At 65.4% G+C, this 25,115-nt stretch carries 18 protein-coding genes; 15 read left to right on the forward strand and 3 right to left on the reverse strand.

What is annotated here, in order from left to right; translation table 11 throughout:
• Window positions 1-36: 36 nt before the first annotated feature.
• Window positions 37-2,256, reverse strand: coding sequence for a primosomal protein N' (locus NJF35_RS09940; RefSeq protein WP_253090985.1), 2,220 nt, complete (start codon window positions 2,254-2,256; stop codon window positions 37-39).
• Window positions 2,257-2,425: 169 nt separating this feature from the next.
• Between NJF35_RS09940 and rpmE the strand changes: the two genes are divergently transcribed.
• The 3 genes from rpmE (at window position 2,426) to NJF35_RS09955 (ending at window position 4,911) form a co-directional block, all read left to right on the forward strand.
• The gene (gene rpmE / locus NJF35_RS09945; protein WP_225787541.1) at window positions 2,426-2,641 is read left to right on the forward strand and encodes a 50S ribosomal protein L31; all 216 of its coding nucleotides are present in this window, start codon (window positions 2,426-2,428) and stop codon (window positions 2,639-2,641) included.
• Between the two features lie 2 nt (window positions 2,642-2,643).
• The gene (locus tag NJF35_RS09950; RefSeq protein WP_225787540.1) at window positions 2,644-3,465 is read left to right on the forward strand and encodes a thermonuclease family protein; all 822 of its coding nucleotides are present in this window, start codon (window positions 2,644-2,646) and stop codon (window positions 3,463-3,465) included.
• Between the two features lie 177 nt (window positions 3,466-3,642).
• On the forward strand, window positions 3,643-4,911 hold the full coding sequence (locus tag NJF35_RS09955) for a malic enzyme-like NAD(P)-binding protein (protein ID WP_225787539.1): 1,269 nt from the start codon (window positions 3,643-3,645) through the stop codon (window positions 4,909-4,911).
• Between the two features lie 134 nt (window positions 4,912-5,045).
• On the opposite strand, the gene NJF35_RS09960 is transcribed toward NJF35_RS09955, so the two are convergent.
• The gene (locus NJF35_RS09960; protein WP_410896974.1) at window positions 5,046-7,496 is read right to left on the reverse strand and encodes a penicillin-binding protein 1A; all 2,451 of its coding nucleotides are present in this window, start codon (window positions 7,494-7,496) and stop codon (window positions 5,046-5,048) included.
• Window positions 7,497-7,661: 165 nt separating this feature from the next.
• On the opposite strand from NJF35_RS09960, the gene pilM reads away from it, so the two are divergent.
• The 11 genes from pilM to NJF35_RS10015 all read left to right on the forward strand — a co-directional run bounded on the left by pilM (window position 7,662) and on the right by NJF35_RS10015 (window position 22,703).
• Entirely contained in the window at window positions 7,662-8,585 is a 924-nt protein-coding gene (pilM, locus tag NJF35_RS09965) for a type IV pilus biogenesis protein PilM (protein WP_225787537.1), read from the forward strand.
• A complete protein-coding gene (locus NJF35_RS09970) occupies window positions 8,585-9,121 on the forward strand; it encodes a PilN domain-containing protein (protein ID WP_225787536.1) in 537 nt (178 codons plus the stop codon). Before pilM ends, NJF35_RS09970 begins: the two co-directional genes overlap by 1 nt.
• Entirely contained in the window at window positions 9,118-10,134 is a 1,017-nt protein-coding gene (locus NJF35_RS09975; RefSeq protein ID WP_253090986.1) for a pilus assembly protein PilP, read from the forward strand. The genes NJF35_RS09970 and NJF35_RS09975 overlap by 4 nt, the downstream gene beginning before the upstream one ends.
• Window positions 10,082-11,326: a type IV pilus secretin PilQ gene (locus NJF35_RS09980; protein ID WP_253079873.1), complete on the forward strand. Its 1,245-nt coding sequence runs from the start codon at window positions 10,082-10,084 to the stop codon at window positions 11,324-11,326. The genes NJF35_RS09975 and NJF35_RS09980 overlap by 53 nt, the downstream gene beginning before the upstream one ends.
• A gap of 4 nt (window positions 11,327-11,330) precedes the next feature.
• Window positions 11,331-11,849, forward strand: a complete 519-nt coding sequence (gene aroK / locus NJF35_RS09985; protein ID WP_225787533.1) for a shikimate kinase AroK — start codon at window positions 11,331-11,333, stop codon at window positions 11,847-11,849.
• 97 nt (window positions 11,850-11,946) lie between these two features.
• Window positions 11,947-13,044 carry a 3-dehydroquinate synthase gene (gene aroB, locus NJF35_RS09990; RefSeq protein ID WP_225787532.1) on the forward strand — a complete coding sequence of 366 codons (1,098 nt, stop codon included), beginning with the start codon at window positions 11,947-11,949 and terminating at the stop codon, window positions 13,042-13,044.
• Window positions 13,045-13,059: 15 nt separating this feature from the next.
• Complete coding sequence (locus NJF35_RS09995) at window positions 13,060-14,652, forward strand: SPOR domain-containing protein (protein ID WP_253079864.1); 1,593 nt, start codon at window positions 13,060-13,062, stop codon at window positions 14,650-14,652.
• Between the two features lie 373 nt (window positions 14,653-15,025).
• Window positions 15,026-19,471 (forward strand): glutamate synthase large subunit, encoded by a 4,446-nt coding sequence (gene gltB / locus NJF35_RS10000; protein ID WP_225787530.1) that lies wholly within the window; start codon window positions 15,026-15,028, stop codon window positions 19,469-19,471.
• A 123-nt stretch (window positions 19,472-19,594) separates the two neighbouring features.
• A complete protein-coding gene (locus NJF35_RS10005) occupies window positions 19,595-21,013 on the forward strand; it encodes an FAD-dependent oxidoreductase (RefSeq protein ID WP_225787529.1) in 1,419 nt (472 codons plus the stop codon).
• A 173-nt stretch (window positions 21,014-21,186) separates the two neighbouring features.
• Window positions 21,187-22,251: a uroporphyrinogen decarboxylase gene (hemE, locus tag NJF35_RS10010; RefSeq protein ID WP_225787528.1), complete on the forward strand. Its 1,065-nt coding sequence runs from the start codon at window positions 21,187-21,189 to the stop codon at window positions 22,249-22,251.
• Between the two features lie 104 nt (window positions 22,252-22,355).
• On the forward strand, window positions 22,356-22,703 hold the full coding sequence (locus NJF35_RS10015) for a YgiW/YdeI family stress tolerance OB fold protein (protein WP_225787527.1): 348 nt from the start codon (window positions 22,356-22,358) through the stop codon (window positions 22,701-22,703).
• A 141-nt stretch (window positions 22,704-22,844) separates the two neighbouring features.
• On the opposite strand, the gene NJF35_RS10020 is transcribed toward NJF35_RS10015, so the two are convergent.
• Window positions 22,845-24,002, reverse strand: a complete 1,158-nt coding sequence (locus NJF35_RS10020) for an MFS transporter (protein ID WP_253079874.1) — start codon at window positions 24,000-24,002, stop codon at window positions 22,845-22,847.
• Between the two features lie 217 nt (window positions 24,003-24,219).
• On the opposite strand from NJF35_RS10020, the gene NJF35_RS10025 reads away from it, so the two are divergent.
• Window positions 24,220-25,113, forward strand: a complete 894-nt coding sequence (locus NJF35_RS10025; protein WP_225787525.1) for a LysR family transcriptional regulator — start codon at window positions 24,220-24,222, stop codon at window positions 25,111-25,113.
• Window positions 25,114-25,115: the final 2 nt, after the last annotated feature.

Raw genomic sequence — 25,115 nt, forward strand, 5'->3', positions numbered from 1 at the left:
GGGTTGCCAACCTTTCGGCTTCTTGCAGCTTGCCGCTCAATAAAGATCCACCGGGTCCACATCCAGCGACCAGCGCACCTGGCGTCCCGACGGCATCTGCTCCAATGCCAGCAACCAGGCGCTGATCAGCCGATGCAATGCTCCCCGGGCATTGGCCTGCAACAGCAACTGTGCCCGGAAGCGCCCGGCGCGGCGCTCCATGGGCGCGGGGACCGGGCCGAGCAGCTCGATGCCCTGCAGGCCCTGTTCGGCCAGCAAGCGTTCGGCGGCGCTGCAGGCCTCGTCGAGGAAACCCTCGGCCTGGCCCGGCTTGTGCGCCTCGGCGCGCAGCAGGGCGAGGTGGGCGAAGGGGGGCAGGCCGGCGGCGCGGCGCTCGCTCAGGGCCTGCTCGGCGAAGGCGAAGTAGCCTTGTTCTGTCAGTTGCACCAACAGCGGGTGTTCGGCCAGGTGGGTCTGGATGATCACTTTGCCGGGGTCTTCGGCGCGCCCGGCGCGGCCAGCCACCTGGACGATCAACTGGGCCATGCGCTCGCTGGCGCGGAAGTCGCCGGAGAACAGGCCGCCATCGGCATCGAGAATGGCGACCAGCGTCACCCGGGGGAAATGATGCCCCTTGGCGAGCATCTGGGTGCCGACCAGGATGCTCGGTTGCCCGCGCTGGATGGTGGTGAACAGGTTGTGCATGGCGTCCTTGCGCGCGGTGCTGTCGCGGTCGACGCGCAGCACCGGGTAGTCCGGGAAGAGGACCTTCAGGCGCTCCTCTGCACGCTCGGTCCCCGCACCTACCGGGCGCAAGTCCACATGGGCGCATTGCGGGCACTGCTGTGGCAGGCGCTCGTCATGGCCGCAATGATGGCAGCGCAGCACGCCGGAACGCTGGTGCACGGTCATCCGCGCATCGCAGCGCGGGCACTCGCTGAGCCAGCCGCAGTCATGGCACAGCAGGGTCGGGGCGAAGCCGCGGCGGTTGAGGAACACCAGCACCTGCTGGCCCGCCGCCAGGGTCTGGCCGATGGCCTGTTGCAGCGGGCCGCTGATGCCGCTGTCCAGCGGTCGGCTGCGCACGTCCAGGCGCAGCAGCCGTGGCGGTTGTGCGCCGCCGGCGCGTTGGGTCATGCGCAGCAGGCCATAGCGGCCGCTGTGGGCATTGTGCAGGCTCTCCAGCGAGGGCGTGGCGGAGCCGAGGAGGATGGGGATGTTCTCCTGGTGGGCGCGCACCACGGCCAGGTCGCGAGCATGGTAACGCAGGCCTTCCTGCTGTTTATAGGAGCCGTCATGTTCTTCGTCGATGATGATCAGCCCCGGATGCTTCATCGGCGTGAACAGCGCCGAGCGCGTGCCGATGATGATGTCGGCCTCGCCATCGCGGGCCGCCAGCCAGGCATCGAGGCGCTCGCGGTCGCCCACTGCCGAGTGCAGCAGGGCGATGCGGGCGTTGAAGCGCTGCTCGAAGCGCGCCAGGGTCTGCGGCCCGAGATTGATCTCGGGGATCAGGATCAGCGCCTGCTTGCCTGCTTCGAGGGCCTCGCGGATCAATTGCAGGTAGACCTCGGTCTTGCCACTGCCCGTCACCCCGGCCAGGAGGAAGGCGTGGAAACTGCCGAAGCCCGAGCGCACGGCGTCGAACGCGGCTTGCTGTTCGTCGTTCAGCGGCAGTTCCGGCTGGGCCAGCCAATGTTCGTGGCGGGAAAGCGGCAGGTAGCGGCGTACTTCCACCTGGACCAGCTCCTTGGCCAGCAGCAGGTCGAGGCTGTCCTTGTTCAGGCCGAGCTTGCCCAGCAGGCTGTGGGCCACGCCATGGGGGTGCTGGGACAGGGTCTTGAGGGCATCGCGTTGGCGTGGCGCACGGGCGATGCGCGGGTCTTCCAGGCGGGCACCGGGGGCGACATGCCAGAAGCGCTCCTGGCGCATCTGCGCCGGCTCTCCCTGGCGCAGCAGGGTCGGCAGTGCCCAGTTCAGGGTGTCGCCGAGGCTGTGCTGGTAGTACTGGGCGGTCCACAGGCACAGCTTGAACAGTGCCGGTGGCAGTGGCGAGACCGGGTCGAGCAGGGCCGTGGCCGGCTTGAGCTTATCGGCCGGCACCTCGCTCTTGTCGCAGACTTCCACCAGTACGCCGATCATTTCGCGGCGGCCGAACGGCACGCGGATGCGCATGCCTGGCGTGAGTGCCTGGCGGGCCATGCTCGCCGGCGCCCGGTAGTCGAACAGGCGACGCAGGGGCGAGGGCAGGGCAAGGCGCAGGATGACGTCGGACACGCGGAAGGTCTCTGGAGGGTATTTCGGAAATCACGCGAGACTAGCAGACGACGGTCGGTGCTCGCGACAACTTGCGTTGGCGCAATGCTCTGGTATTATTCGCCGCCTATTTCCGTGCGGTATTCAACAATTGGTGTTGGGTGGCGGCACGCAGCTCGAGGAAGTGACGATGAAACCAGAAATTCACCCGAATTACGAAGTAGTTGCGGTCACCTGCAGCTGCGGTAACAAGTTCGAGACCCGTTCGACCCTGGCCAAGCCGCTGGCGATCGACGTCTGCTCCCAGTGCCACCCGTTCTACACTGGCAAGCAGAAGGTCCTGGACACCGGTGGTCGCGTACAGAAGTTCGCCGATCGCTTCGGTATGTTCGGTACCAAGAAGTAATCATGCGCATGGCGAATCCTTCGGGTTTCGCGCTGCTGTGGAAAAAGGCGCCCCTCGTGGGCGCCTTTTTCATGGGCGCGATCTGGCATGTTCCGGCGCTGGCCTTCTGCCCACTGCCCGACAAGGTACAGCAGGTAGCGGTGCGCCAGGTGGTGGATGGCGACACCCTGCGCCTGAGCGACGGGCGCAGCGTACGCCTGATCGGCATCAATGCGCCCGAGATCGGCCGCAAGGGCCGTACCAGCGAACCCTATGCCGAGGCTGCACGGCGCCGCCTGCAGGCGCTGGTCAAGGCCAGCGACGGCCGTGTCGGGCTGCTGCCGGGTGTCGAAGCGAAAGACAAGTACGGGCGCACCCTGGCGCACATCTATGGGCGCGATGGCGACAATTTCGAGGCACGGCTGCTCAGCGAAGGGCTGGGCTACCGGGTTGCGGTCGCTCCCAACGTCAAGCTCGCCGGCTGCCAGCAGCAGGCCGAACAGGCTGCCCGCACCGTGCGGGCGGGGCTCTGGCGGCAGTCGCCGGTCATCCGCGCCAGCGACGTGCGCCAATCAGGGTTTGCCGTCATCGGCGGCAAGATCCGCGGTATCGAGCGCAATCGTGGCGGGATCTGGCTGGAGCTGGACGATGCCGTGGTGCTCCAGGTTCCCGCTCGTCTACAACGCAACTTCCCCTCAGGCTTCTTCGATAACCTCAAGGGACGCCAGGTCGAGGCGCGCGGCTGGGTCGTGGATCGCTCCCGCAAGGGCGGGTTGAAGCCGGGGCAGCGACGCTGGGTATTGCCATTGACCGATCCGAGCATGTTGGAGCGCATTTCAGGCTAAAAAATTGTAGACATTACGCTGATGAATTGTACACACTGAGGCCGTATGCCCCGCGGGTTATAGCGTAAAGTCGTAGGCTGAAGGCCTTGACAGAAGTGACCGGGCAGTCTTGTGGCCCCCCGGCTCTTTGCGTATCCTCGGCGGTCCGTCAGAACAGTAAATAGCGGAATGCCCACCATGTCAGACCTGAAAACCGCCGCTCTCGAATACCACGCTCAGCCTCGTCCGGGGAAACTGAGCGTCGAGCTCACCAAACCCACCGCAACCGCCCGCGACCTGGCCCTGGCCTACAGCCCGGGCGTCGCCGAACCGGTGCGCGAGATCGGCCGTGATCCGGAACTGGCCTACCAATACACCGGCAAGGGCAACCTGGTCGCCGTGATTTCCGATGGCACCGCCATCCTGGGCCTGGGCGACCTCGGCCCGCTGGCCTCCAAGCCGGTCATGGAAGGCAAGGGCGTTCTGTTCAAGCGTTTCGCCGGCATCGATGTGTTCGACATCGAAGTCGACTCGGAAAGCCCACAGGCCTTCATCGATACCGTCAAGCGCATCTCCATCACCTTCGGCGGCATCAACCTTGAAGACATCAAGGCGCCGGAGTGCTTCGAGATCGAGCGTACCCTGATCGAGCAGTGCGACATTCCCGTGTTCCACGATGACCAGCACGGCACCGCGATCGTTACCGCGGCCGGCATGATCAACGCCCTGGAAATCGCCGGCAAGAAGCTCGAAGACGCCAAGATCGTCTGCCTGGGTGCCGGTGCTGCCGCCATCTCCTGCATGAAGCTGCTGGTGAGCATGGGCGCCAAGGTCGAGAACATCTTCATGATCGACCGCAGCGGCGTGATCCACGCTGGTCGCGACGACCTGAACCAGTACAAGGCGCAGTTCGCTCACGCCACCGACAAGCGCACCCTGGCCGATGCCCTGGAAGGTGCGGACGTGTTCGTCGGCCTGTCCGGCCCGAACCTGCTGAGCCCCGAAGGCCTGAAGTCCATGGCGCCGAACCCGATCGTGTTCGCTTGCTCGAACCCGGACCCGGAAATCAAGCCGGAGCTGGCCCACGAGACCCGCAGCGACGTGATCATGGCCACCGGTCGTTCCGACTACCCGAACCAGGTCAACAACGTGCTGGGCTTCCCGTTCATCTTCCGTGGCGCCCTGGACGTACGTGCCAAGCGCATCAACGAAGAGATGAAGATCGCTGCCGCCATCGCCCTGAAGGACCTGGCCAAGCTGCCGGTACCGAAGGAAGTCTGCGACGCCTATGGCGTGCAGGCGCTGGAGTTCGGCCGTGAGTACATCATTCCGAAGCCGATGGACCCACGCCTGATCACCGTCGTTTCCGACGCCGTGGCCAAGGCGGCCATCGAGTCTGGCGTGGCGACCCTGCCGTATCCGCAGCACTACCCGCTGCAGAGCGTGGACGAAGTCTTCAACGGCTAACGGCACGCAAAAAAGAACCGGCTCATATGAGCCGGTTTTTTTTGCTTCGAGCTTCGATCTGCAAGAGGTGTTGCGCAGGCTTCGATACCTTGCTCGGCATCTGGCTCAGCGCAAGACAGCTTGCAGCGTGTAGCTCAGAAGAGATCCATAGGCGCCGTCTCGTCGGCTGGCAGTGGGCTGCCGGGTACGACGCCATTGCCCAGTTCGTCCATCGAAGGCGGCGAGTCCTCGGCCTTGAACAGTTCGAAGTAGGCATTCGGTGTGCTCGGCGTAGCCGCCCGGCCGCTGATCGGGTCGACCCGCAGGCTGAGGATGCCTTCCGGCTCGGCCGGGGCATGTTCTGGCTTGTCCTTGAGCGCGGCGCCCATGAAGTTCATCCAGATCGGCAGCGCAGCGGTGCCGCCGTACTCGCGGCGACCCAAGGTTTCCGGTTGGTCGAAACCGACCCATACGGTGGTGACGTAGTCGGCGTTGTACCCGGAGAACCAGGCATCCTTGGACTCGTTGGTGGTGCCGGTCTTGCCCGCCAGGTCGCTGCGGCCCAGGGCCAGGGCGCGGCGGCCGGTGCCGCGCTTGATCACGTCCTGGAGCATGCTGGTGAGGATGTAGCTGGTGCGCCCGTCGATGATGCGCTCGGCCACCGCCGGCAGCTGGGGTGGCGGCGCCACCTGGCCAAGGGCCGACGGTGCCTCGCCGGGCAATGCCTCGGTGCTGATCGGCTGCTCCGGCGCGGCGAGGCCGGCCTGGTCCTCGTTGGCCTGCGGTACCCGTGCCGGGTTGGCGGTGAACAGGGTCTCGCCGTTGCGGCTCTCGATGCGCTCGATCAGGTACGGATTGATCTTGTAGCCGCCATTGGCGAAGGCGCTCCAGCCGGTAGCGATCTCCATCGGCGTCAGCGTCGCGGTGCCCAGGGCCAGCGATAGGTTGCGGGGCAGGTCCTGCTTGTTGAAGCCGAACTTGGCGATGTAGTCGATGGTGCGGTCCACGCCCATGGCTTGCAGCAGGCGGATCGACACCAGGTTGCGCGACTTGTACAGCGCCTCGCGCATGCGGATCGGGCCGAGGAAGGTATTGGTGTCGTTCTTCGGGCGCCAGACCTTGTCCAGGTACTCGTCGACGAACACGATCGGCGCATCGTTGACCAGGCTGGCGGCGGTGTAGCCATTGTCCAGCGCGGCGCTGTAGACGAATGGCTTGAAGCTCGAGCCTGGCTGGCGCTTGGCCTGCATCGCACGGTTGTAGTTGCTCTGCTCGAACGAGAAACCACCCACCAGGGCGCGAATGGCGCCGCTGTACGGGTCCAGGGTGACCAGCGCGCTCTGCGCACCAGGTACCTGGCTGAACTTGAGCGTGCCGTCGTCCAGGCGCTGCACGCGGATCAGGTCGCCGATCTGGGCCACGTCCGCGGGCGATTGCGGCGAGCGCCCCTGGGCATTGCTGTTGAGGAAGGGGCGGGCCCACTTCATGGTTTCCCAGGCCACGTCCTGTTCCTCGCCGTTGCGGGTCAGCACCTTCAGGCCGGCCTTGTCGACCTGGGTGACGATGGCCGGCTCCAGGCCGCCAAGCGTGCGCTGCTTGGCCAGCTCCTGCAGCCAGGCGGCGCGGGTCTTGCCCGGGAAGCGCGACTCGGGGCCCCGGTAGCCGTGGCGCTCGTCGTAGTCGGACAGGCCATCGAGTACGGCCCTGTTGGCCATCTCCTGCATGTCGCTCGGCACCGTGGTGGTGACGCGGAAACCTTCGGTGTAGGCGTCGCTGCCATAGCGCCCGACCATTTCGGCACGGGCCATCTCGGCGATGTAGGGGGCGTTCACTTCCGGTGTCGGCACGTGGTAGCTGGCGTTCAGGGGCTCGGCCAGGGCTGCCTGGTAGCTGGCTTCGTCGATCTTGCCGAGCTTGTACATTCGGCCGAGGATCCAGTCGCGTCGCTCCTTGGCACGCACCGGGTTGGCCAGCGGGTTGAAGCGCGATGGCGCCTTGGGCAGGCCGGCGATCATGGCCATCTGGGCCAGGCTCACGTCCCGGATCGACTTGCCGTAGTACACCTGTGCGGCGGCCTCGATGCCGTAGGCGCGGTTGCCCAGGTAGATCTTGTTGACGTACAGCTCGAGGATCTCGTCCTTGGTCAGTTCGCGCTCGATCTGCAAGGCCAGGAGGATCTCGTTGGTCTTGCGCGAGAAGCTGCGCTCGCTGGTGAGGAAGAAGTTCTTAGCCACCTGCATTGTGATGGTGCTGCCGCCGGTCTGGATATGGCCGGACTTCACCAGCTGGGTCGCGGCACGCATCAGGCTGCTCGGGTCGACCCCGTAGTGATTGAGGAAATTGTCGTCCTCGGCTGACAGAAGTGCCTGGATGAACTGCGGGGGAATATCCGCGAAACGGATCGGCGAACGCCGCATTTCGCCGAACTCGGCGATCAGCTTGCCGTCGCTGCTGTACACCCTCAGGGGGATCTGCAACTGGATGCTTCTAAGGGACTCGACCGAGGGCAGGCTGGGGCTAAGATACAGAAACGCACCGCTCACACCGAGTACGAGCGCACAGATGACTGCGACGAAAGACCACCAGAAGAACTTCAGCAGGCGTATCAAGGCTTTTGGGTGTCCAGGTTGGGAGTGGATTGCACGCGGGTCCGGCGGACAGGGAAAAAACGCTGGCCATTATAAGCATTTTTAGCCTCGCCGGGGCGACCGGCCGGCCCTGGCGGCCGGATCCGACGGCGCGATATCGCTACGATTTCTCAGGAAATAGCCATGCTTGGACGCTTCGGCAGGGATGCCGGTTCACTGCTGGGGGTAGAAATTGCCTCCGACTCCGTACGAATCCTTCAATTGCACCGGCGTCGTGGGCGTCGGGTTGTGGCCGCTTGGGCCCTGGAGCCCTTCGACACGCCCTGGCGCGGTGACGCCTCCCAGGACCCGCAACCCGTGGTGGATGCATTGCGCCGGGCGCGCTTGCGCAGCGGCAGCCGACAGTGCCGGGCGGCCATCGCGTTGCCAGGCTCGGAGGTGATCTGCAAGGTCTGCCACTTGTCGGCGACCTTGTCCGCGGGGGAGATGGAGGCGCAGTTGCTCACGGATGCCGACCGCCTGTTTCCCTTTCCACTACAGGACCTGGCCCTGGATTTCCAGATCCTGGGGCCTGCGTCGGGGCAGCCTGGCCATGTGGACGTGCTGGTGGGCGCGTGCCGTCAAGGCCTGCTCGAACCGCTGGAGCAGTTGCTCGAGGATGCGGGCTTGCACGCCGAGGCGGCGGAAGTCGACAGCATCGCCCTAGGGCGCCTGTTGCCCTCGGCCAGCAGCGCGTCGACGGGGTTGCTGCGGCTCGAGGCAGACAGTGCGACCCTGCATGCCTGGCCGCAGGGCGGCTTGCCGCAACGGCTGGCGCTGCGGTTCGCGCGTTCGGACTCGTGGGAGCGAAGGCTCGAGGGCATTGGCCAACTGCTGCACCATAACCTGCCTACGATCGGGGTCGAGCACCTTTGGATTGCGGCAAGCGCTCCTGCGGATGAGGGCTGGGCCGAGGCGCTGAAGGTGCGCCTGGGCATCCCCTGCGAACCCTTGGTGCCCTGCATCGACCTGGCAGCGGGAACTGACGAGGCCGCTACCCAGGCGCTATTGCGTGACTTCTCGCCCATGGCGCTGGCGTGTGGCCTGGCGTTGGGAGGGGCGCACTGATGGTACGTCTGAATCTTTTGCCCTGGCGGGAGCGGCAACGTCGCGCGGCGGTGCGGCGATTCCAGCTCGCACTGGTGGTCAGCCTGCTGCTCGCCTTCTGTGGTGTGATGCTGCTCGATCATCTGGCCCGCCAGCGCTTGCAGCAGCAGGCACTGGCCAATGCTGGTCGACAGACGGCCGTGGAAAGCCTGGAGACGCAGTTGCAGCGAATCGCAGCCCTGCAGGAGGCGCGTGACGACATACAGGCGCAGTATGCGGCCTTGGCCGAGCTGCGGGCAGGCCAGGGGCTGGTCGTGGCGATGTTCGCGGAGTTCGAGCGGGCAATGCCCGGCGGCTTGCACCTGACTGAACTGACGCTGCAGGGTGGTCGCTTGCAGGTCGTTGGCGTGGCAGCGTCTCCCGCGGTGCTGGCCCAGCTCATGCGCGACCTGGAGCGTGCGCCTGTGTTGCAGGGCCTGGAGCTGAAGCAACTGCGCCATTTACCGCAAGGCGATGAGTTCCAGTTGGTGGCGCGTCTGTTGGCGTCCTGGTCATGATCGTGGCATCGGCGCGTGGCTGGCTGGAAGCTATCGGAACGTCCCGGGTGGCCATGGGGGCGACCCTGGTTGCGGTTTCGCTGCTGGTGATCGCCTTGGGTTGGTTGGTCCGCTTGCAGGGCTCGGATCAGGCCTACCGGCTTGGCCAGGCACGGGCACACGAACTGGATGGCATGTGGCAGGAGCGGGCGCTCCAGGCTCGCGAGCTGGCATCCGCGGAGGTGGCGCTGGCCGATGCCGAACACCAGTTGCGGGAGGCCCGCTGGCGCCTTTCGGCGGGTGTCGGCATGAGCGACCTGCTCGATGAGCTGGCGAGCTCCGGGCATGCCCATGGGCTGATCTTCGAGCAGCTCGAAGTGCTGGATGAAGTCGCGCAGGCCGGCTATCGGCAGGTGCCTTTGAAGCACCAGGTGGTAGGGAACTATGCGGCCTTGCGTGCCTGGCTGGAGGAGTGGCTGGGCCAGGTGCGCCTGCTGCGTGTATCAGGCCTGCGGCTTGCCAGGGTGGATGAGCCGTCGGGGTTGCTGCGCCTGGACCTGGACGTGAATGCCTACCATCCAGGCCAGGTATTGCCGCCGCCGGCATCGCTGGCGGACGAGCCGGCCCGCCCAGCCGTGCAGGGCGCGCAGGCAGACCTGTTCCTGCCTTGGTCATCGCGCATGGCCTCGGGCGGCCTGGCGAGGATACCGCTGGCGCAGCTGGAGATGGTCGGCAGCCTGTCGCGGGCTGGCCAGCACCAGGCCTTGCTGTGGTCAGCCGGGCGGCTTTACCGGGTGGCGCCCGGCGACCGGTTGGGGCGGGGCGACGGCGTCGTGGTACGGGTCGACCGGCAGCAGGTCGAAGTGCGCGAGCGCCTGTTCCTCGGCGGGGCGTGGCACGAGCGGTCGACCTACCTAGCATTGAGCAAGCCTGTGGGCAAAGAGGTCAGGGATGAGCGTGAAACGGCTGTCGACGTGGGCAATGGCAGTGATGCTGCCGATTCAGGTGGCATCGGCGACGATCTACCGGGGTGAACCCCTGTCGTTGAATTTCCAGGATGTGGAAGTGCGTTCGGTGCTGCAGGTGCTGGCCGACTACGCAGGCATCAACCTGGTTGCCAGCGATGCGGTACAGGGCAACATCACCCTGCGCCTCGAGGATGTGCCCTGGGACCAGGCCCTGGACCTGGTACTGCGCAGCAAGGGGCTGGCCCGGCGCGAAGAGGGCAACGTGCTGCTGGTGGCACCGGCAGCCGAACTGGCGGAGCACTCCCGGGAGGCCCGCCTTGGCCAGGCGCTGGATGCGCAACTGCAGCCCATGCGCCGGGAGTTGTTGCCCATCCATCATGCCAAGGCCTCGGAGCTGGCCGAGCTGCTGCTGGCCACGCTCGCCGACGATGGCATCCTCACCGGGCGCGGCAGCCTGAGCGTCGATGCCCGCACCAACACCTTGGTCGTTCACCAGCCCGCCGACCGCCTCGCCGAACTGCGACAGCTGGTGGCTCAACTGGACGTGCCGGTGCGCCAAGTCCTGATCGAGGCTCGCATCGTCGAAGCCAATGTCGACTACGAGAAAAGCCTGGGCGTACGCTGGGGAGCCCCGCTCAAGGGCGAGAACGCCCGCCTGGGCAGCGACCTGTTCGTCGACCTGGGCGTGGAACGGGCGACCTCGGCCATTGGCCTGGGCCTGCTACGTGGTGGCACGTTGCTGGACCTCGAACTCAGCGCCATGGAAAAGAGCGGCAACGGCGAAATCATCTCCCAGCCCAAGGTGGTGACGGCGGACAAGGAAACCGCGCGGATCCTCAAGGGCACCGAGGTGCCCTACCAGGAAACCAGCAAGAGCGGCGCCACCTCCGTTTCGTTTCGCGAGGCATCGCTGTCGCTGGAGGTGACCCCGCAGATCACCCCGGACGGCAAGGTCATCATGACCGTGCGGGTGACCAAGGACGAGCCTGACTACGTCAATGCACTGAACGACGTGCCGCCGATCCGCAAGAACGAGGTCAATGCCAAGGTCCGGGTGACCGATGGTGAAACGATCGTGATCGGCGGGGTGTACTCGACCACGCAAAACAATGTGGTCGACAAGGTGCCATTTTTGGGCGATCTGCCGTATGTTGGACGGCTGTTTCGACGCGATGCATTACAAGAGAAAAAATCCGAGCTGCTGGTCTTCCTGACTCCGCGTATCATGAGTGACCAGGCGATTGCTGTGAGTCGTTGATTCTGTGCGAAATTTGATACTTGTGGGGCCCATGGGCGCTGGTAAGAGCACCATCGGGCGCCTGTTGGCCAAAGAGCTGCGCCTGCTGTTCAAGGATTCCGACAAGGAAATCGAGCTGCGAACCGGCGCCAACATCCCGTGGATCTTCGACAAGGAAGGCGAGCCGGGCTTTCGTGACCGCGAGCAGGCGATGATCGCCGAGCTCAGTGCGCTCGACGGCGTGGTCCTGGCGACCGGCGGTGGCGCCGTGATGCGCGAGGCCAACCGCAAGGCATTGCGTGAAGGCGGCCGGGTCATCTACCTGCACGCCTCGGTGGAGCAGCAGGTGGGGCGCACCGCCCGTGACCGTAACCGGCCGCTGCTGCGTACCGCCAACCCGGAGGCGACCCTGCGTACCCTGCTGGAGACACGCGACCCGCTTTACCGGGAGATCGCCGACCTGGTGGTGGAAACCGACGAACGGCCACCGCGCATGGTGGTGCTCGACATCCTCGAGCGCCTGCAGAAGTTGCCGCCCCGGTAAGCCGGGACTATTCTCGGCGACCAACGCCGAGGCGGGTTTCAACGTGACCGCGCGGGTCGCCTGGGCGATGCCGCGCCCTAGTACATTGTGGGGATACATGCAGACACTAAAGGTCGACCTGGGCGAACGTAGCTACCCGATCTACATTGGCGAAGGCCTGCTGGACCAGCCCGAACTGCTGGCGCCGCACATTGCTGGGCGGCAGGTTGCCATCGTCTCCAACGAAACCGTCGCGCCCCTGTATCTCGAGCGCCTGAGCCGCACGCTGGGCGCCTATTCGGTGCTGCCGGTGGTGCTGCCCGACGGCGAGGCCTACAAGAACTGGGAAACCCTGCAACTGATCTTCGACGCCCTGCTCAGCGCACGGCACGACCGCCGCACCACCGTGGTGGCCTTGGGCGGCGGTGTGATCGGCGATATGGCCGGCTTCGCCGCAGCCTGCTACCAGCGCGGCGTGGATTTCATCCAGGTGCCGACCACCCTGTTGTCCCAGGTGGACTCCTCGGTCGGCGGCAAGACCGGCATCAACCACCCGCTCGGCAAGAACATGGTCGGGGCCTTCTACCAGCCCAACGCGGTCCTGATCGACACCACCAGCCTCAAGACCCTGCCCGAGCGCGAGCTGTCGGCGGGCCTGGCGGAAGTCATCAAGTATGGCCTGATCTGCGACAAGCCTTTCCTCAGCTGGCTCGAAGAGAATATGGAGGCCCTGCGCCGCCTGGAGTCCGCCGCCCTGACCGAGGCCATCCGCCGCTCCTGCGCGGCCAAGGCCGCGGTGGTCGGTGCCGACGAGCGGGAGTCGGGGGTGCGTGCGACCCTGAACCTTGGCCATACCTTCGGCCATGCCATCGAGACCCACATGGGCTACGGCGTCTGGCTGCATGGCGAGGCCGTGGCGGCAGGTACCGTCATGGCCCTGGAGATGTCCATGCGCCTGGGCTGGATCGACCAGCCGGCGCGCGATCGCGGAATTCGCCTGCTGCAGGCGGCAGGCTTGCCGGTGGTGCCACCACAGGAAATGACCCCGGCGCATTTCATGGAGCACATGGCGGTCGACAAGAAGGTGCTCGACGGTCGCCTGCGCCTGGTGCTGCTGCGCCAGTTGGGGGAAGCCGTGGTCACCGACGACTATCCGAAAGAGATCCTTCAGGCCACGTTGGCGGCGGATTACCGCGCGATCGTGGCCCAGCTTTGAGGTTGTGACAGCGCGATGACCAGTTTGCATGCCGATGAGGCGTTTCTCGACCACTACCAGTTGAACCATGACCCGTTCGCACCGCGCGTGCCCGGTTTCAAGTTCTTCCCCGCCCAACGCAAGCCGGTGCTGGGCCAGTTGCATCACCTGGCGCGCTACAGCCAGCTGATGCTGGTGGTCACCGGCCCCCTGGGCAGTGGCAAGACCCTGCTGCGCCAGGCCCTGGTGGCCAGCACCAACAAACAGTCGGTGCAGAGCGTGGTGGTGTCCGCCCGTGGCGCGGGCGATGCTGCCAGCGTGCTCGGCCAGGTAGCTCAGGCGCTCGACGTGGCCCATGCCGAGGTCCAGGCGATCCTCGCCCAGGTGGTGCAACTGGCGCTGACCGGCCAGGAAGTCTATCTGCTGGTGGACGATGCGGAACAACTCGACGACTCGGCACTCCAAGCCTTGCTGGAACTGGCGGCAGGTGTCCCGGAAGGGCGTCCGCACGTGTTCCTGTTCGGCGAGCCGTCACTGATCGCTGGGTTGGAGGGGCTCGATGTCGGTGGGGAGCGTTTCCACGTCATCGAGCTTGCCCCCTACAGTGAAGAAGAGACCCGCGAATACCTGGAGCAGCGCCTGGAAGGCGCGGGCCGGGGCATCGAGGTGTTCACCCGCGAACAGATCGTCGATATCCATGAAAACTCCGACGGCTGGCCTGGCACCATCAACCAGGTTGCCCGCGATACCTTGATCGAAGCCATGATCGCCAGCCGCAGTACGGCCAAGCGACCATCCATGGGGTTCAATATGCCTAAGAAACACGTGCTCGCGCTGTCTGCTGTCGTCGTGGTCGCCGTGGCCGCCGCGGTGCTGATGCCCAAGAAGGGAGACAAGGCACCTGCCGAGGAACCTGTGGCCCAGGCCCAGTTGCCGCTGGGAGAGGGCCAGCCCGGCAATGGCGGCCCGGCGATCGAATTCTCCGGCTCCTCCCAGCCCACGCCGTTGCCGCTGGTCGGCCAGTCGCAACCGGTGATGCGCGAGCCGCTGGCCCAGGCGGCAGGCATGGGGGATGGCGAAGAAGGCGGCCCGGCCGGCAACACCGCATTGCAGCCTGGCAACCCGCCGACCGTGACCACCACCGCGCCGCCTCAGGGCGTACCGGCCGGCCCGGCGCCGACCCAGGCACTGCCGACCACCAGCGCGCCCACCCAGCCGGTCGCGGTTGCACCTGCGCAGAAGCCTGTCGCCACCCAGCCGGCCAAGCCGGTTGCGCCTGCCAAGCCGGCCCCGGCACCGACCCAGGTCGCCAGCGCCAAGCCGGCCGCCGGTGGTGTCGGTAACAGTAGCTGGTACGCTGGCCAGAAACCGGGCAACTACGTGGTACAGATCCTCGGTACCAGCTCCGAAGCGTCGGCCCAGGCCTTCGTCAAGGCCCAGGGTGGCGACTATCGCTACTTCCGCAAAACCCTGCAGGGCAAGCCACTCTACGTGGTCACCTATGGCAATTTCGCCAACCGCGATGCAGCGGTTGCGGCAATCAAGAACTTGCCAGCCAAGGTCCAGGCTGGTAAACCTTGGCCTCGAACCGTCGGCAGCGTCCAACAAGAGCTCGCCGCGGCCCGCTGATACCTGCCGGGCGGCATCACCCCGCCGCCCAGTTGCTGAGCGACTCCTGAACTTCGTCTAGCCTGCTGTGCTCTCGCGCGGCAGGCTTTTCTGTCCCGAACTGCCGGCCACAAGCCTCACTTGCAGTCAGGGCTGAAACGCTTCAGACTCGAGCCAAGCCGCTATCACGGCGCATGGCGCAAAAACATTCAAAAATGCGACATGAATTTTCAATGAAGCGTCTTGAAAATTTGTGAGCTTCGCTGTCGCTGTGCAACAATGGTTTCCCATTGCCCACCGCAAAAAGCTGGCATTCGATCGGCGTGGATGGTAAGTGGTTGTACTAAAAAGAGATTTGCCTTGGTTGAGAGGCGAACCTGGTGAGAAAGTGTCTATGAAAACAGGTCTGTACCATCCCGAAGAATTCAAGGACAACTGTGGTTTCGGACTGATTGCCCATATGACGGGCGAGGCGAGCCACCATCTTCTGCAAACCGCCATGCAGGCGCTGACCTGCATGACCCACCGCGGCGGGATCAACGCCGACGGCAAGACCGGCGACGGTTGCGGCCTGCTCATGCAGAAGCCCGACCAGTTCCTGCGTGCCGTTGCCCAGGAACATTTCGCCACCGAACTGCCCGGGCAGTACGCCGTCGGCATGGTGTTCTTCAACCAGGACCCGGTGAAGGCCGAAGCGGCCCGCGCCAACATGGACCGTGAGATTCTCGCGGCCGGCCTGAAGCTGGTTGGCTGGCGCAAGGTGCCGATCGACACTCGCGTGCTCGGCCGCCTGGCCCTGGAGCGCCTGCCGCAGATCGAACAGGTGTTCATCGGTGGCGAAGGCCTGAGCGACCAGGAGTTCGCCATCAAGCTGTTCAGTGCCCGTCGTCGTTCGTCCGTGGCCAACGCCCACGACGCCGACCACTACATCTGCAGCTTCTCGCACAAGACCATCATCTACAAAGGCCTGATGATGCCGGCGGACCTCGCCGCCTTCTATCCCGACCTGGGTGACGAGCGCCTGAAGACCGCGATCTGCGTGTTCCACCAGCGCTTCTCCACCAACACCCTGCCGAAGTGGCCGCTGGCGCAGCCGTTCCGCTTCCTCGCCCACAACGGCGAGATCAACACCATCACCGGCAACCGCAACTGGGCCATGGCCCGTCGCACCAAGTTCGCCAATGACCTGATTCCCGACCTCGAGGCACTCGGCCCACTGGTCAACCGCGTCGGCTCCGACTCTTCGAGCATGGACAACATGCTCGAGCTGATGGTCACCGGCGGTATCGACCTGTTCCGGGGCGTGCGCATGCTGGTGCCGCCGGCCTGGCAGAACGTCGAGACCATGGACGCCGACCTGCGTGCGTTCTACGAATACAACTCCATGCACATGGAGCCCTGGGACGGCCCGGCCGGCATCGTCATGACCGAAGGCCGCCACGCAGTCTGCCTGCTCGACCGCAACGGCCTGCGCCCGGCACGCTGGGTCACCACCCGCAATGGCTACATCACCCTGGCCTCGGAAATCGGTGTGTGGGACTACAAGCCCGAGGACGTCCTGGCCAAGGGCCGTGTCGGCCCGGGCCAGATCTTCGCCGTGGACACCGAGACCGGCCAGATCCTCGATACCGACGCCATCGACAACCGTCTCAAGTCGCGCCACCCCTACAAGCGCTGGCTGCGCCAGCACGCCTTGCGCATCCAGGCGACCCTGAGCGACGACCAGGGCGTGGCCAGCTACGACGCCGACCAGCTCAAGCAGTACATGAAAATGTTCCAGGTCACCTTCGAAGAGCGTGACCAGGTCCTGCGTCCGCTTGGCGAGCAGGGCCAGGAAGCGGTCGGCTCCATGGGCGACGACACGCCGATGGCCGTGCTGTCCCAGCGCGTGCGTTCGCCGTACGACTTCTTCCGCCAGCAGTTCGCCCAGGTGACCAACCCACCGATCGACCCGCTGCGTGAAGCGATCGTCATGTCCCTGGAGATCTGCCTGGGCGCCGAGCGCAACATCTTCCAGGAGTCCCCCGAGCACGCCTCGCGGGTGATCCTCAGCTCGCCGGTCATCTCGCCCGCCAAGTGGCGCTCGCTGATGAACCTGGAGCGCGAAGGCTTCGAGCGCCAGCTGATCGACCTCAACTATGAAGAGAGCGTCGGCCTGGAAGCGGCCATCCGCAACATCGCCGACCAGGCCGAAGAGGCCGTGCGTGCCGGCAAGACCCAGCTGGTGCTGAGCGACCGCTACATCGCCCCGGGCAAGCTGCCGGTGCATGCCTCCCTGGCCGTCGGTGCGGTGCACCACCGCCTGACCGAGCAGGGCCTGCGCTGCGACAGCAACATCCTGGTGGAAACCGCCACCGCCCGCGACCCGCACCACTTCGCCGTGCTGCTGGGCTTCGGTGCCTCGGCTGTCTACCCGTACCTGTCCTACGAAGTGCTGGCCGACCTGATCCGCACCGGCGAGGTGCTGGGCGACCTGGACGAAGTGTTCAAGTACTACCGCAAGGGCATCTCCAAGGGCCTGTTGAAGATCCTGTCGAAGATGGGCATCTCGACCATCGCCTCCTACCGCGGCGCCCAGCTGTTCGAAGCCGTGGGCCTGGCCGAGGAAGTGGTCGACCTCAGTTTCAAGGGTGTGTCCAGCCGCATCAAGGGCGCGCGTTTCGTCGACCTGGAAAACGACCAGAAGCTGCTCGCCGCCGAAGCCTGGAGCGCGCGCAAGCCGATCCAGCAGGGTGGCCTGCTCAAGTTCGTCCACGGCGGCGAGTACCACGCCTACAATCCGGACGTGGTCAACACCCTGCAGGCCGCCGTGCAGAAGGGCGACTACGCCAAGTTCAAGGAATACACCACGCTGGTCGACCAGCGTCCGGTGTCGATGATCCGCGACCTGTTGAACGTGAAGGTGGCCGAGCAGCCGCTGGCGCTGGAGCAGGTCGAGCCGCTGGAGGACATCCTCAAGCGCTTCGACTCCGCCGGTATTTCCCTCGGCGCCCTGTCGCCGGAAGCCCATGAGGCCCTGGCCGAGGCGATGAACCGCCTGGGTGCCCGCTCCAACTCCGGTGAGGGCGGCGAGGACCCGGCGCGCTACGGCACCATCAAGAGCTCGAAGATCAAGCAGGTGGCCACCGGCCGCTTCGGCGTCACCCCGGAATACCTGGTCAACGCCGAAGTGCTGCAGATCAAGGTGGCCCAGGGCGCCAAGCCTGGCGAGGGCGGCCAGCTGCCAGGCGGCAAGGTCAACGGCCTGATCGCTCGCCTGCGCTATGCGGTGCCGGGCGTGACCCTGATCTCGCCACCGCCGCACCATGACATCTACTCGATCGAAGACCTGGCCCAGCTGATCTACGACCTCAAGCAGGTCAACCCGCAGGCGCTGGTGTCGGTCAAGCTGGTGGCCGAGGCCGGCGTCGGCACCATCGCCGCTGGCGTGGCCAAGGCCTATGCCGACCTGATCACCATTTCCGGCTACGACGGCGGTACCGGCGCTTCGCCGCTGACCTCGATCAAGTATGCCGGCGCGCCCTGGGAACTGGGCCTGGCCGAGACTCACCAGACCCTGCGCGGCAACGACCTGCGCGGCAAGGTGCGGGTACAGACCGACGGCGGCCTGAAGACCGGCCTGGACGTGATCAAGGCCGCGATCCTCGGCGCCGAAAGCTTCGGCTTCGGCACCGCGCCGATGATCGCCCTGGGCTGCAAGTACCTGCGCATCTGCCACCTGAACAACTGCGCCACCGGCGTGGCCACCCAGAACGACAAGCTGCGCAAGGATCACTACATCGGTACCGTCGACATGGTGGTGAACTTCTTCACCTTCATCGCCGAAGAGACCCGCGAGTGGCTGGCCAAGCTGGGCGTGCGCAGCCTCGGCGAGCTGATCGGCCGCACCGACCTGCTCGAAGTGCTGCCGGGCGACACCGAGCGCCAGCAGTACCTGGACCTGTCGCCGCTGTTGGGCAGCTCGCACATCCCGGCCGACAAGCCGCAGTTCTGCGAAGTCGACAAGAACCCGCCGTTCGACAAGGGCGAACTGGCCGAGAAGATGGTCGAGATGGCCCTGCCGGCGATCCGCGACCTGTCCGGTGGCGAGTTCGAGCTCGACATCTGCAACTGCGACCGCTCCATCGGCGCGCGCATCTCCGGCGAGATCGCCCGCCTGCACGGCAACCAGGGCATGGCCGGGGCGCCGATCACCTTCCGCTTCAAGGGCACCGCGGGGCAGAGCTTCGGCGTGTGGAACGCCGGTGGCCTGAACCTGCACCTGGAAGGCGACGCCAACGACTATGTCGGCAAGGGCATGACCGGCGGCAAGCTGACCATCGTGCCGCCTGCCGGCAGCCCGTTCGAAACCCAGCACAGCGCCATCGTCGGCAACACCTGCCTGTACGGTGCCACCGGCGGCAAGCTGTTCGCTGCCGGTACCGCGGGCGAGCGCTTCGCTGTGCGTAACTCCGGCGCCCACGCTGTGGTCGAGGGCACCGGCGATCACTGTTGTGAATACATGACCGGCGGCTTTGTCTGCGTCCTGGGCAAGACCGGTTACAACTTCGGTTCTGGCATGACTGGCGGCTTTGCCTACGTGCTCGACATGGACAATACCTTCGTCGACAAGCTCAACCACGAGCTGGTGGAAATCCAGCGTATCAGTGGCGAAGCGATGGAGGCCTACCGCAGCCACCTGGCGCGGGTCCTTGCCGAATACGTGGAAGAGACCGGCAGCGAGTGGGGGCGTGAGCTCTCGGAGAACCTGGACGACTACGTGCGGCGCTTCTGGCTGGTCAAGCCGAAGGCGGCCAACCTGAAGCAACTGCTGTCCAGCACCCGTGCCAACCCGCAGTAACAACAGCTGCAAGTGGCAAGCCTCACGCTGCACGCAAAAGCAGTACGAGGTTTGCCCGGCTTAAGTGATCGTCTTGCGGCTTGCAGCGTGTAGCTTGCGGCTGCTGTTAAGAGGTTTTGAAAAATGGCTGAACGTCTGAACAACGACTTCCAGTTCATCGAGGTGGGGCGCAAGGACCCGAAGAAGAAGCTGCTGCGCCAGCGCAAGAAGGAGTTCGTCGAGATCTACGAACCCTTCAAGCCGCAGCAGTCCGTGGAGCAGGCGCACCGCTGCCTGGGCTGCGGTAACCCGTACTGCGAATGGAAGTGCCCGGTGCACAACTTCATCCCCAACTGGTTGAAGCTGGTTTCCGAAGGCAACATCCTGGCCGCGGCGGAGCTGTCGCACCAGACCAACACCCTGCCGGAAGTGTGTGGCCGGGTCTGCCCGCAGGACCGCCTGTGCGAGGGTGCCTGCACCCTGAACGACGGTTTCGGCGCGGTGACCATCGGTTCGGTGGAGAAGTACATCACCGACACCGCCTTCGCCATGGGCTGGCGCCCGGACATGTCCAAGGTCAAGCCAACCGGCAAGCGTGTCGCGATCATCGGCGCGGGCCCGGCGGGCCTGGGCTGTGCCGACGTGCTGGTGCGCGCCGGGGTGACCCCGGTGGTGTTCGACCGTAACCCGGAGATCGGCGGCCTGCTGACCTTCGGCATCCCCGAGTTCAAGCTGGAGAAGACCGTGCTGGCCAACCGCCGCGAAGTCTTCGGCGGCATGGGCATCGAGTTCCGCCTGAACACCGAGGTGGGCAAGGACGTCACCATGGAGCAACTGCTCGCCGAGTACGATGCAGTGTTCATGGGCATGGGTACCTACACCTACATGAAGGGCGGTTTCCCGGGCGAGGACCTGCCGGGCGTGCACGACGCGCTGGACTTCTTGATCGCCAACGTCAACCGCAACCTGGGCTTCGAGAAGTCGCCGGAAGATTTCGTCGACATGCAGGGCAAGAAGGTGGTGGTACTCGGCGGTGGCGACACCGCGATGGACTGCAACCGCACCTCGATCCGCCAGGGCGCCAAGTCGGTCACCTGCGCCTATCGCCGTGACGAGGCCAACATGCCGGGCTCGCGCCGCGAGGTGAAGAACGCCAAGGAAGAGGGCGTGAAGTTCCTCTACAACCGCCAGCCCATCGCCATCGTCGGCGAGGACAAGGTCGAAGGCGTCAAGGTGGTCGAGACCCGCCTGGGCGAGCCGGACGCCCGTGGCCGCCGCAGCCCCGAGCCGATCCCCGGCTCCGAGGAGATCCTGCCGGCCGATGCCGTGGTCATCGCCTTCGGCTTCCGCCCGAGCCCGGCGCCGTGGTTCGAGCAGTTCGGCATCCAGACCGACAACCAGGGCCGCGTGGTGGCGCCGGAGAAGGGCAAGTTCAAGCACCAGACCAGCAACCCGAAGGTGTTCGCCGGTGGCGACATGGTGCGCGGGTCGGACCTGGTGGTGACGGCGATCTTCGAAGGGCGTACCGCCGCTGAAGGTATCCTGGACTACCTCGAAGTCTGATCGATCCTAGGGGCCGCAACGCGGCCCCTAGGATTGTTCAACCCAGATTGGCCGTGCTCTTGTATACAAAAATGCTTGATCCACGGCATCCAATAGACAAAACGCATGGTCCTGGCCGTGCCTTTTGTGCTGGCCTCTGAGAAAATGCCCGCACTTTTTTGCTGGATGCCGACATGACTGCCCTGAAGAACGATCGTTTCCTGCGTGCACTGCTCAAGCAACCCGTAGATGTCACCCCCGTCTGGATGATGCGCCAGGCCGGCCGCTACCTCCCGGAATACCGCGCCAGCCGCGCCAAGGCCGGGGACTTCATGAGCCTGTGCATGAACCCGCAGTTCGCCTGCGAGGTCACCTTGCAGCCGCTGGACCGCTACCCGCTGGATGCGGCGATCCTCTTCTCGGACATCCTCACCATCCCCGACGCCATGGGCCAGGGCCTGTACTTCGAAACCGGCGAAGGCCCGCGCTTCAAGAAGGTCATCAGTACGCCGGCCGACATCGAGGCGCTGCCGATCCCTGATCCGCAGAAGGACCTGGGCTACGTCATGGATGCGGTCAGCACCATCCGCCGCGAGCTGAATGGCCGCGTGCCGCTGATCGGCTTCTCCGGCAGCCCCTGGACCCTGGCCACCTACATGGTCGAAGGCGGTTCTTCCAAGGACTTCCGCAAGACCAAGGCGATGCTCTACGACAACCCCGAGGCCCTGCACCTGCTGCTGGACAAGCTGGCCCAGTCGGTCACCAGCTACCTCAACGGCCAGATCCAGGCCGGTGCCCAGGCCGTGCAGATCTTCGACACCTGGGGTGGCAACCTGTCGGCGGCGGCCTACCAAGCATTTTCCCTGGCCTACATGCGCAAGATCGTCAGTGGCCTGATCCGTGAGCACGAAGGCCGCAAGGTGCCGGTGATCCTGTTCACCAAGAACGGCGGCCTGTGGCTGGAAAGCATCGCCGAAGCTGGTGCCGATGCCTTGGGCCTGGACTGGACCTGCGAGATCGGCGATGCCCGTCGCCGGGTCGGCGACAAGGTCGCCCTGCAGGGCAACATGGACCCGACCGTGCTGTACGCCAGGCCCGAAGCGATCCGCAAGGAAGTGGCGCGGATCCTGGAAAGCTACGGCCACGGCAGCGGCCATGTATTCAACCTAGGCCATGGCATCACGCCAGAGGTCGATCCGGAGCACGCCGGCGTGTTCATCAACGCCGTGCACGAGTTGTCGGCGCGCTATCACGCATGACTTGGGCCGGGGCCGCACAGCGGCCCCGAGCTGTCGCATTAAGTTTCAATTCAGTGATCATCGCTAATCTGGTCCCATCGAAACCGAAACAGGACCCGATTCCCATGAAAACCCGTTACCTTGCCCTGATCCTCGCCCCGCTGCTGAGCACCACCGCCCTGGCCGCCGGTTACACCGGCCCGGGTGCCCAGCCGGTGACCACCGTTGCCGCCGCCAACGATGCTGCTGACGACACCCCGGTGGTGCTGCAGGGGTTCGTGACCAAGAAGATCAACAACGACGACAAGTACGAGTTCAAGGACAGCACCGGCACCATCACCGTTGAGATCGACGACGAAGACCTGCCGTCGACGCCGTTCGACGAGAAGACCAAGGTCAAGCTGACGGGCGAGGTGGAAAAGCATCTGATGAGCCGCGAGGTGGATGTGGATATCGTCGAGATCGTCAACTGATCGCGCAAAAGGGGCCACTTCGCGCCCCATTCGTGGGCAAGTCCGCTCCCACACGGCCTTGCGAATCACATCATTTGTGATCGACGCGGGCCCTGTGGGAGCGGGCTTGCCCGCGAATGGGCTGCGAAGCAGCCCCCTTGCTCAGGCCGTCTTGGCCGGCAAGCGACTCAGGTGCAACGCCACCAGTAGCGCCACCGCCAGCAAGCTGCCGATGAACAGCCCGATCCCGTTCCACCCGGCCTGGTGCCAGAACACCCCGCCCGCCGTCCCGGCAACGCTCGACCCGGCGTAATAGCAGAACAGGTACAGCGAAGATGCCTGCCCCTTGGCCTTCAAGGCCCGGCGGCCAATCCAGCTGCTGGCCACCGAATGGGCGCCGAAGAAGCCGAAGGTGAACACCAGCATGCCGAGGATCACCATCGCCAGCGGGCTGGCCAGGGTCATCAGCAGCCCACCCGCCATCACCACGATACTGGCCCAGAAGACCTTGCGCCGGCCTAGCCGGTCGGCCAGGGCGCCCACCTGGGCGGAACTGTAGATACCCGACAGGTAGACCACCGAAAGCAGGCCGACCAGCGCCTGGTTCATGTGGTAAGGCTCGGCGAGCAGGCGATAGCCGATGTAGTTGAACAGGGTGACGAAGGCCCCCATCAGCAAGAACGCCTCGAGGAACAGCCAGGGCAGGCCGGCATCGCGCAGGTGCACGACGAAGCCATCCAGCAGGCTGCGCGGGTTCAGCGCCTGGGGGCGGAAGTTGCGTGACTCGGGCAGCACCTTCCAGAACACCAGCGCCGCCACCAGGGCCAGGCCGCCGATGGTCAGCATCGCCGTGTGCCAGCTGACGAAGTCGATCAACACGCCGGTGATCAACCGCCCGCTCATGCCGCCGATGGCATTGCCGCCGATGTACAGCCCCATGGCCAGGCCGATGTGTTGCGGGTGGATCTCTTCGCTCAGGTAGGTCATCGCCACCGCCGCCAGGCCGCTCAGGGCCAGCCCCACCAGCGCGCGGGTCGCCAGCACCCCTTCCCAGGTCGGCATCACCGCGCTGGCCAGGGTCGCCAGGGCGGCGCAGAGCAGGGCGCAGACCATCACCGGCTTGCGCCCGATACGGTCGGAGATCGGCCCGGTGACCAGCAGGCCGAAGGCCAGCGTGGCGGTGGACACCGATAGCACCAGGCTGCTCTGCGCCGCATTGATGGCGAATTCCTGCGACAACAGCGGCATCATCGGCTGCACGCAGTAGAGCAGGGCGAAGGTGGCGAAACCGCCGCTGAACAGGGCCAACACGGTCTTCATGAAGGCCGGGGTGCCTTTCTCGATCCAGGTGTCGTCCAGCGCGGGCGTGGCGGGTTCAGGTTCGGCGGGGAGCGGGGCTACGGCTGTTTTCACGATCGGGGTACCTCGGGCGCGCAGGCCGGTATTGCGATGGAAAAAGCATATAGCTGGCTAATGATTAGATCCAATATATTATTCGACCTATTTAAGACGTTTGGCGACTTGTCTGGAGCCGATCATGGAGCTGCGCCATCTACGCTATTTCATCGCCGTGGCCGAGGAGCTGCATTTCGGCCGGGCCGCCCAGCAACTGGGCATCTCGCAGCCGCCGCTGAGCCAGCAGATCCTGGCGTTGGAGCAGGAGCTGGGCGCGCGGTTGTTCGAGCGTACCAACCGTCGGGTCGAGCTGAGCGAAGCGGGGCGGCTGTTCCTCGAGGAGGCCCGCCAGGTCCTGGCCCAGGTGGAAAGGGCCGCCGACGTGGCACGGCGCGCGCAACTGGGTGAGCTGGGCGAGATGAAGATCGGCTTCACCTCCTCGGCGCCCTTCACCTCGAAGATCCCCAAGGCCATCCATGCCTTCCGCCAGCGCTTTGCGGCGGTGCACCTGAACCTCAAGGAAATGAGCAGCCGCGACGTGGCGGATGCGGTATTCGACGAGTCCATCGAGGTCGGGCTGATGCGCCCCATGCCCTTGCCAGATGGCTTGGTGGCCACCGAGCTGTTTCGCGAGCCGCTGGTGGCGGTGCTCAACGCCTCGCATCCGCTGGCTGTGAGCCGCGAGCAGGGGGTGTACATGGCCGACTTGGCGCCTGAACCGTTCGTGTTTTTCCCGCGCAGCTATGGCAGCGGGCTGCATGCGCAGTTGCTGAGCCTGGCGCGGCAGGCCGGCTTCAGCCCGCATTTCGCCCAGGAGGCGGGCGAGGCGATGACCATCATCGGCCTGGTATCGGCGGGGCTGGGGGTGTCGGTGTTGCCGGCGTCGTTCCAGCGTATGCGCATCGAAGGGGTGGTGTATCGGCTGCTGCTGGACGAGGAGGCAACGACGGCGGTGTGGCTGGTGCAGCGCAGTGGCGCGGGCTCAGCGATGGCCAAGGCCTTTGCCGAATTGCTCACCGGCACAGGCTTTCAGTAGCC

This window comes from Pseudomonas guariconensis, assembly GCF_024127895.1.
Lineage (GTDB): Bacteria > Pseudomonadota > Gammaproteobacteria > Pseudomonadales > Pseudomonadaceae > Aquipseudomonas > Aquipseudomonas guariconensis_B.

Coding starts and splice junctions, on each gene's coding strand:
- NJF35_RS09995 (WP_253079864.1), top strand. CDS start 13,060: ATGACCAGTTTGCATGCCGATGAGGCGTTTCTCGACCACTACCAGTTG.
- NJF35_RS09950 (WP_225787540.1), top strand. CDS start 2,644: ATGCGCATGGCGAATCCTTCGGGTTTCGCGCTGCTGTGGAAAAAGGCG.
- rpmE (WP_225787541.1), top strand. CDS start 2,426: ATGAAACCAGAAATTCACCCGAATTACGAAGTAGTTGCGGTCACCTGC.
- NJF35_RS09955 (WP_225787539.1), top strand. CDS start 3,643: ATGTCAGACCTGAAAACCGCCGCTCTCGAATACCACGCTCAGCCTCGT.
- NJF35_RS10005 (WP_225787529.1), top strand. CDS start 19,595: ATGGCTGAACGTCTGAACAACGACTTCCAGTTCATCGAGGTGGGGCGC.
- aroB (WP_225787532.1), top strand. CDS start 11,947: ATGCAGACACTAAAGGTCGACCTGGGCGAACGTAGCTACCCGATCTAC.
- pilM (WP_225787537.1), top strand. CDS start 7,662: ATGCTTGGACGCTTCGGCAGGGATGCCGGTTCACTGCTGGGGGTAGAA.
- gltB (WP_225787530.1), top strand. CDS start 15,026: ATGAAAACAGGTCTGTACCATCCCGAAGAATTCAAGGACAACTGTGGT.
- hemE (WP_225787528.1), top strand. CDS start 21,187: ATGACTGCCCTGAAGAACGATCGTTTCCTGCGTGCACTGCTCAAGCAA.
- NJF35_RS10020 (WP_253079874.1), bottom strand. CDS start 24,002: ATGAAGACCGTGTTGGCCCTGTTCAGCGGCGGTTTCGCCACCTTCGCC.
- NJF35_RS10025 (WP_225787525.1), top strand. CDS start 24,220: ATGGAGCTGCGCCATCTACGCTATTTCATCGCCGTGGCCGAGGAGCTG.
- NJF35_RS09970 (WP_225787536.1), top strand. CDS start 8,585: ATGGTACGTCTGAATCTTTTGCCCTGGCGGGAGCGGCAACGTCGCGCG.
- NJF35_RS09975 (WP_253090986.1), top strand. CDS start 9,118: ATGATCGTGGCATCGGCGCGTGGCTGGCTGGAAGCTATCGGAACGTCC.
- NJF35_RS09980 (WP_253079873.1), top strand. CDS start 10,082: ATGGCAGTGATGCTGCCGATTCAGGTGGCATCGGCGACGATCTACCGG.
- NJF35_RS10015 (WP_225787527.1), top strand. CDS start 22,356: ATGAAAACCCGTTACCTTGCCCTGATCCTCGCCCCGCTGCTGAGCACC.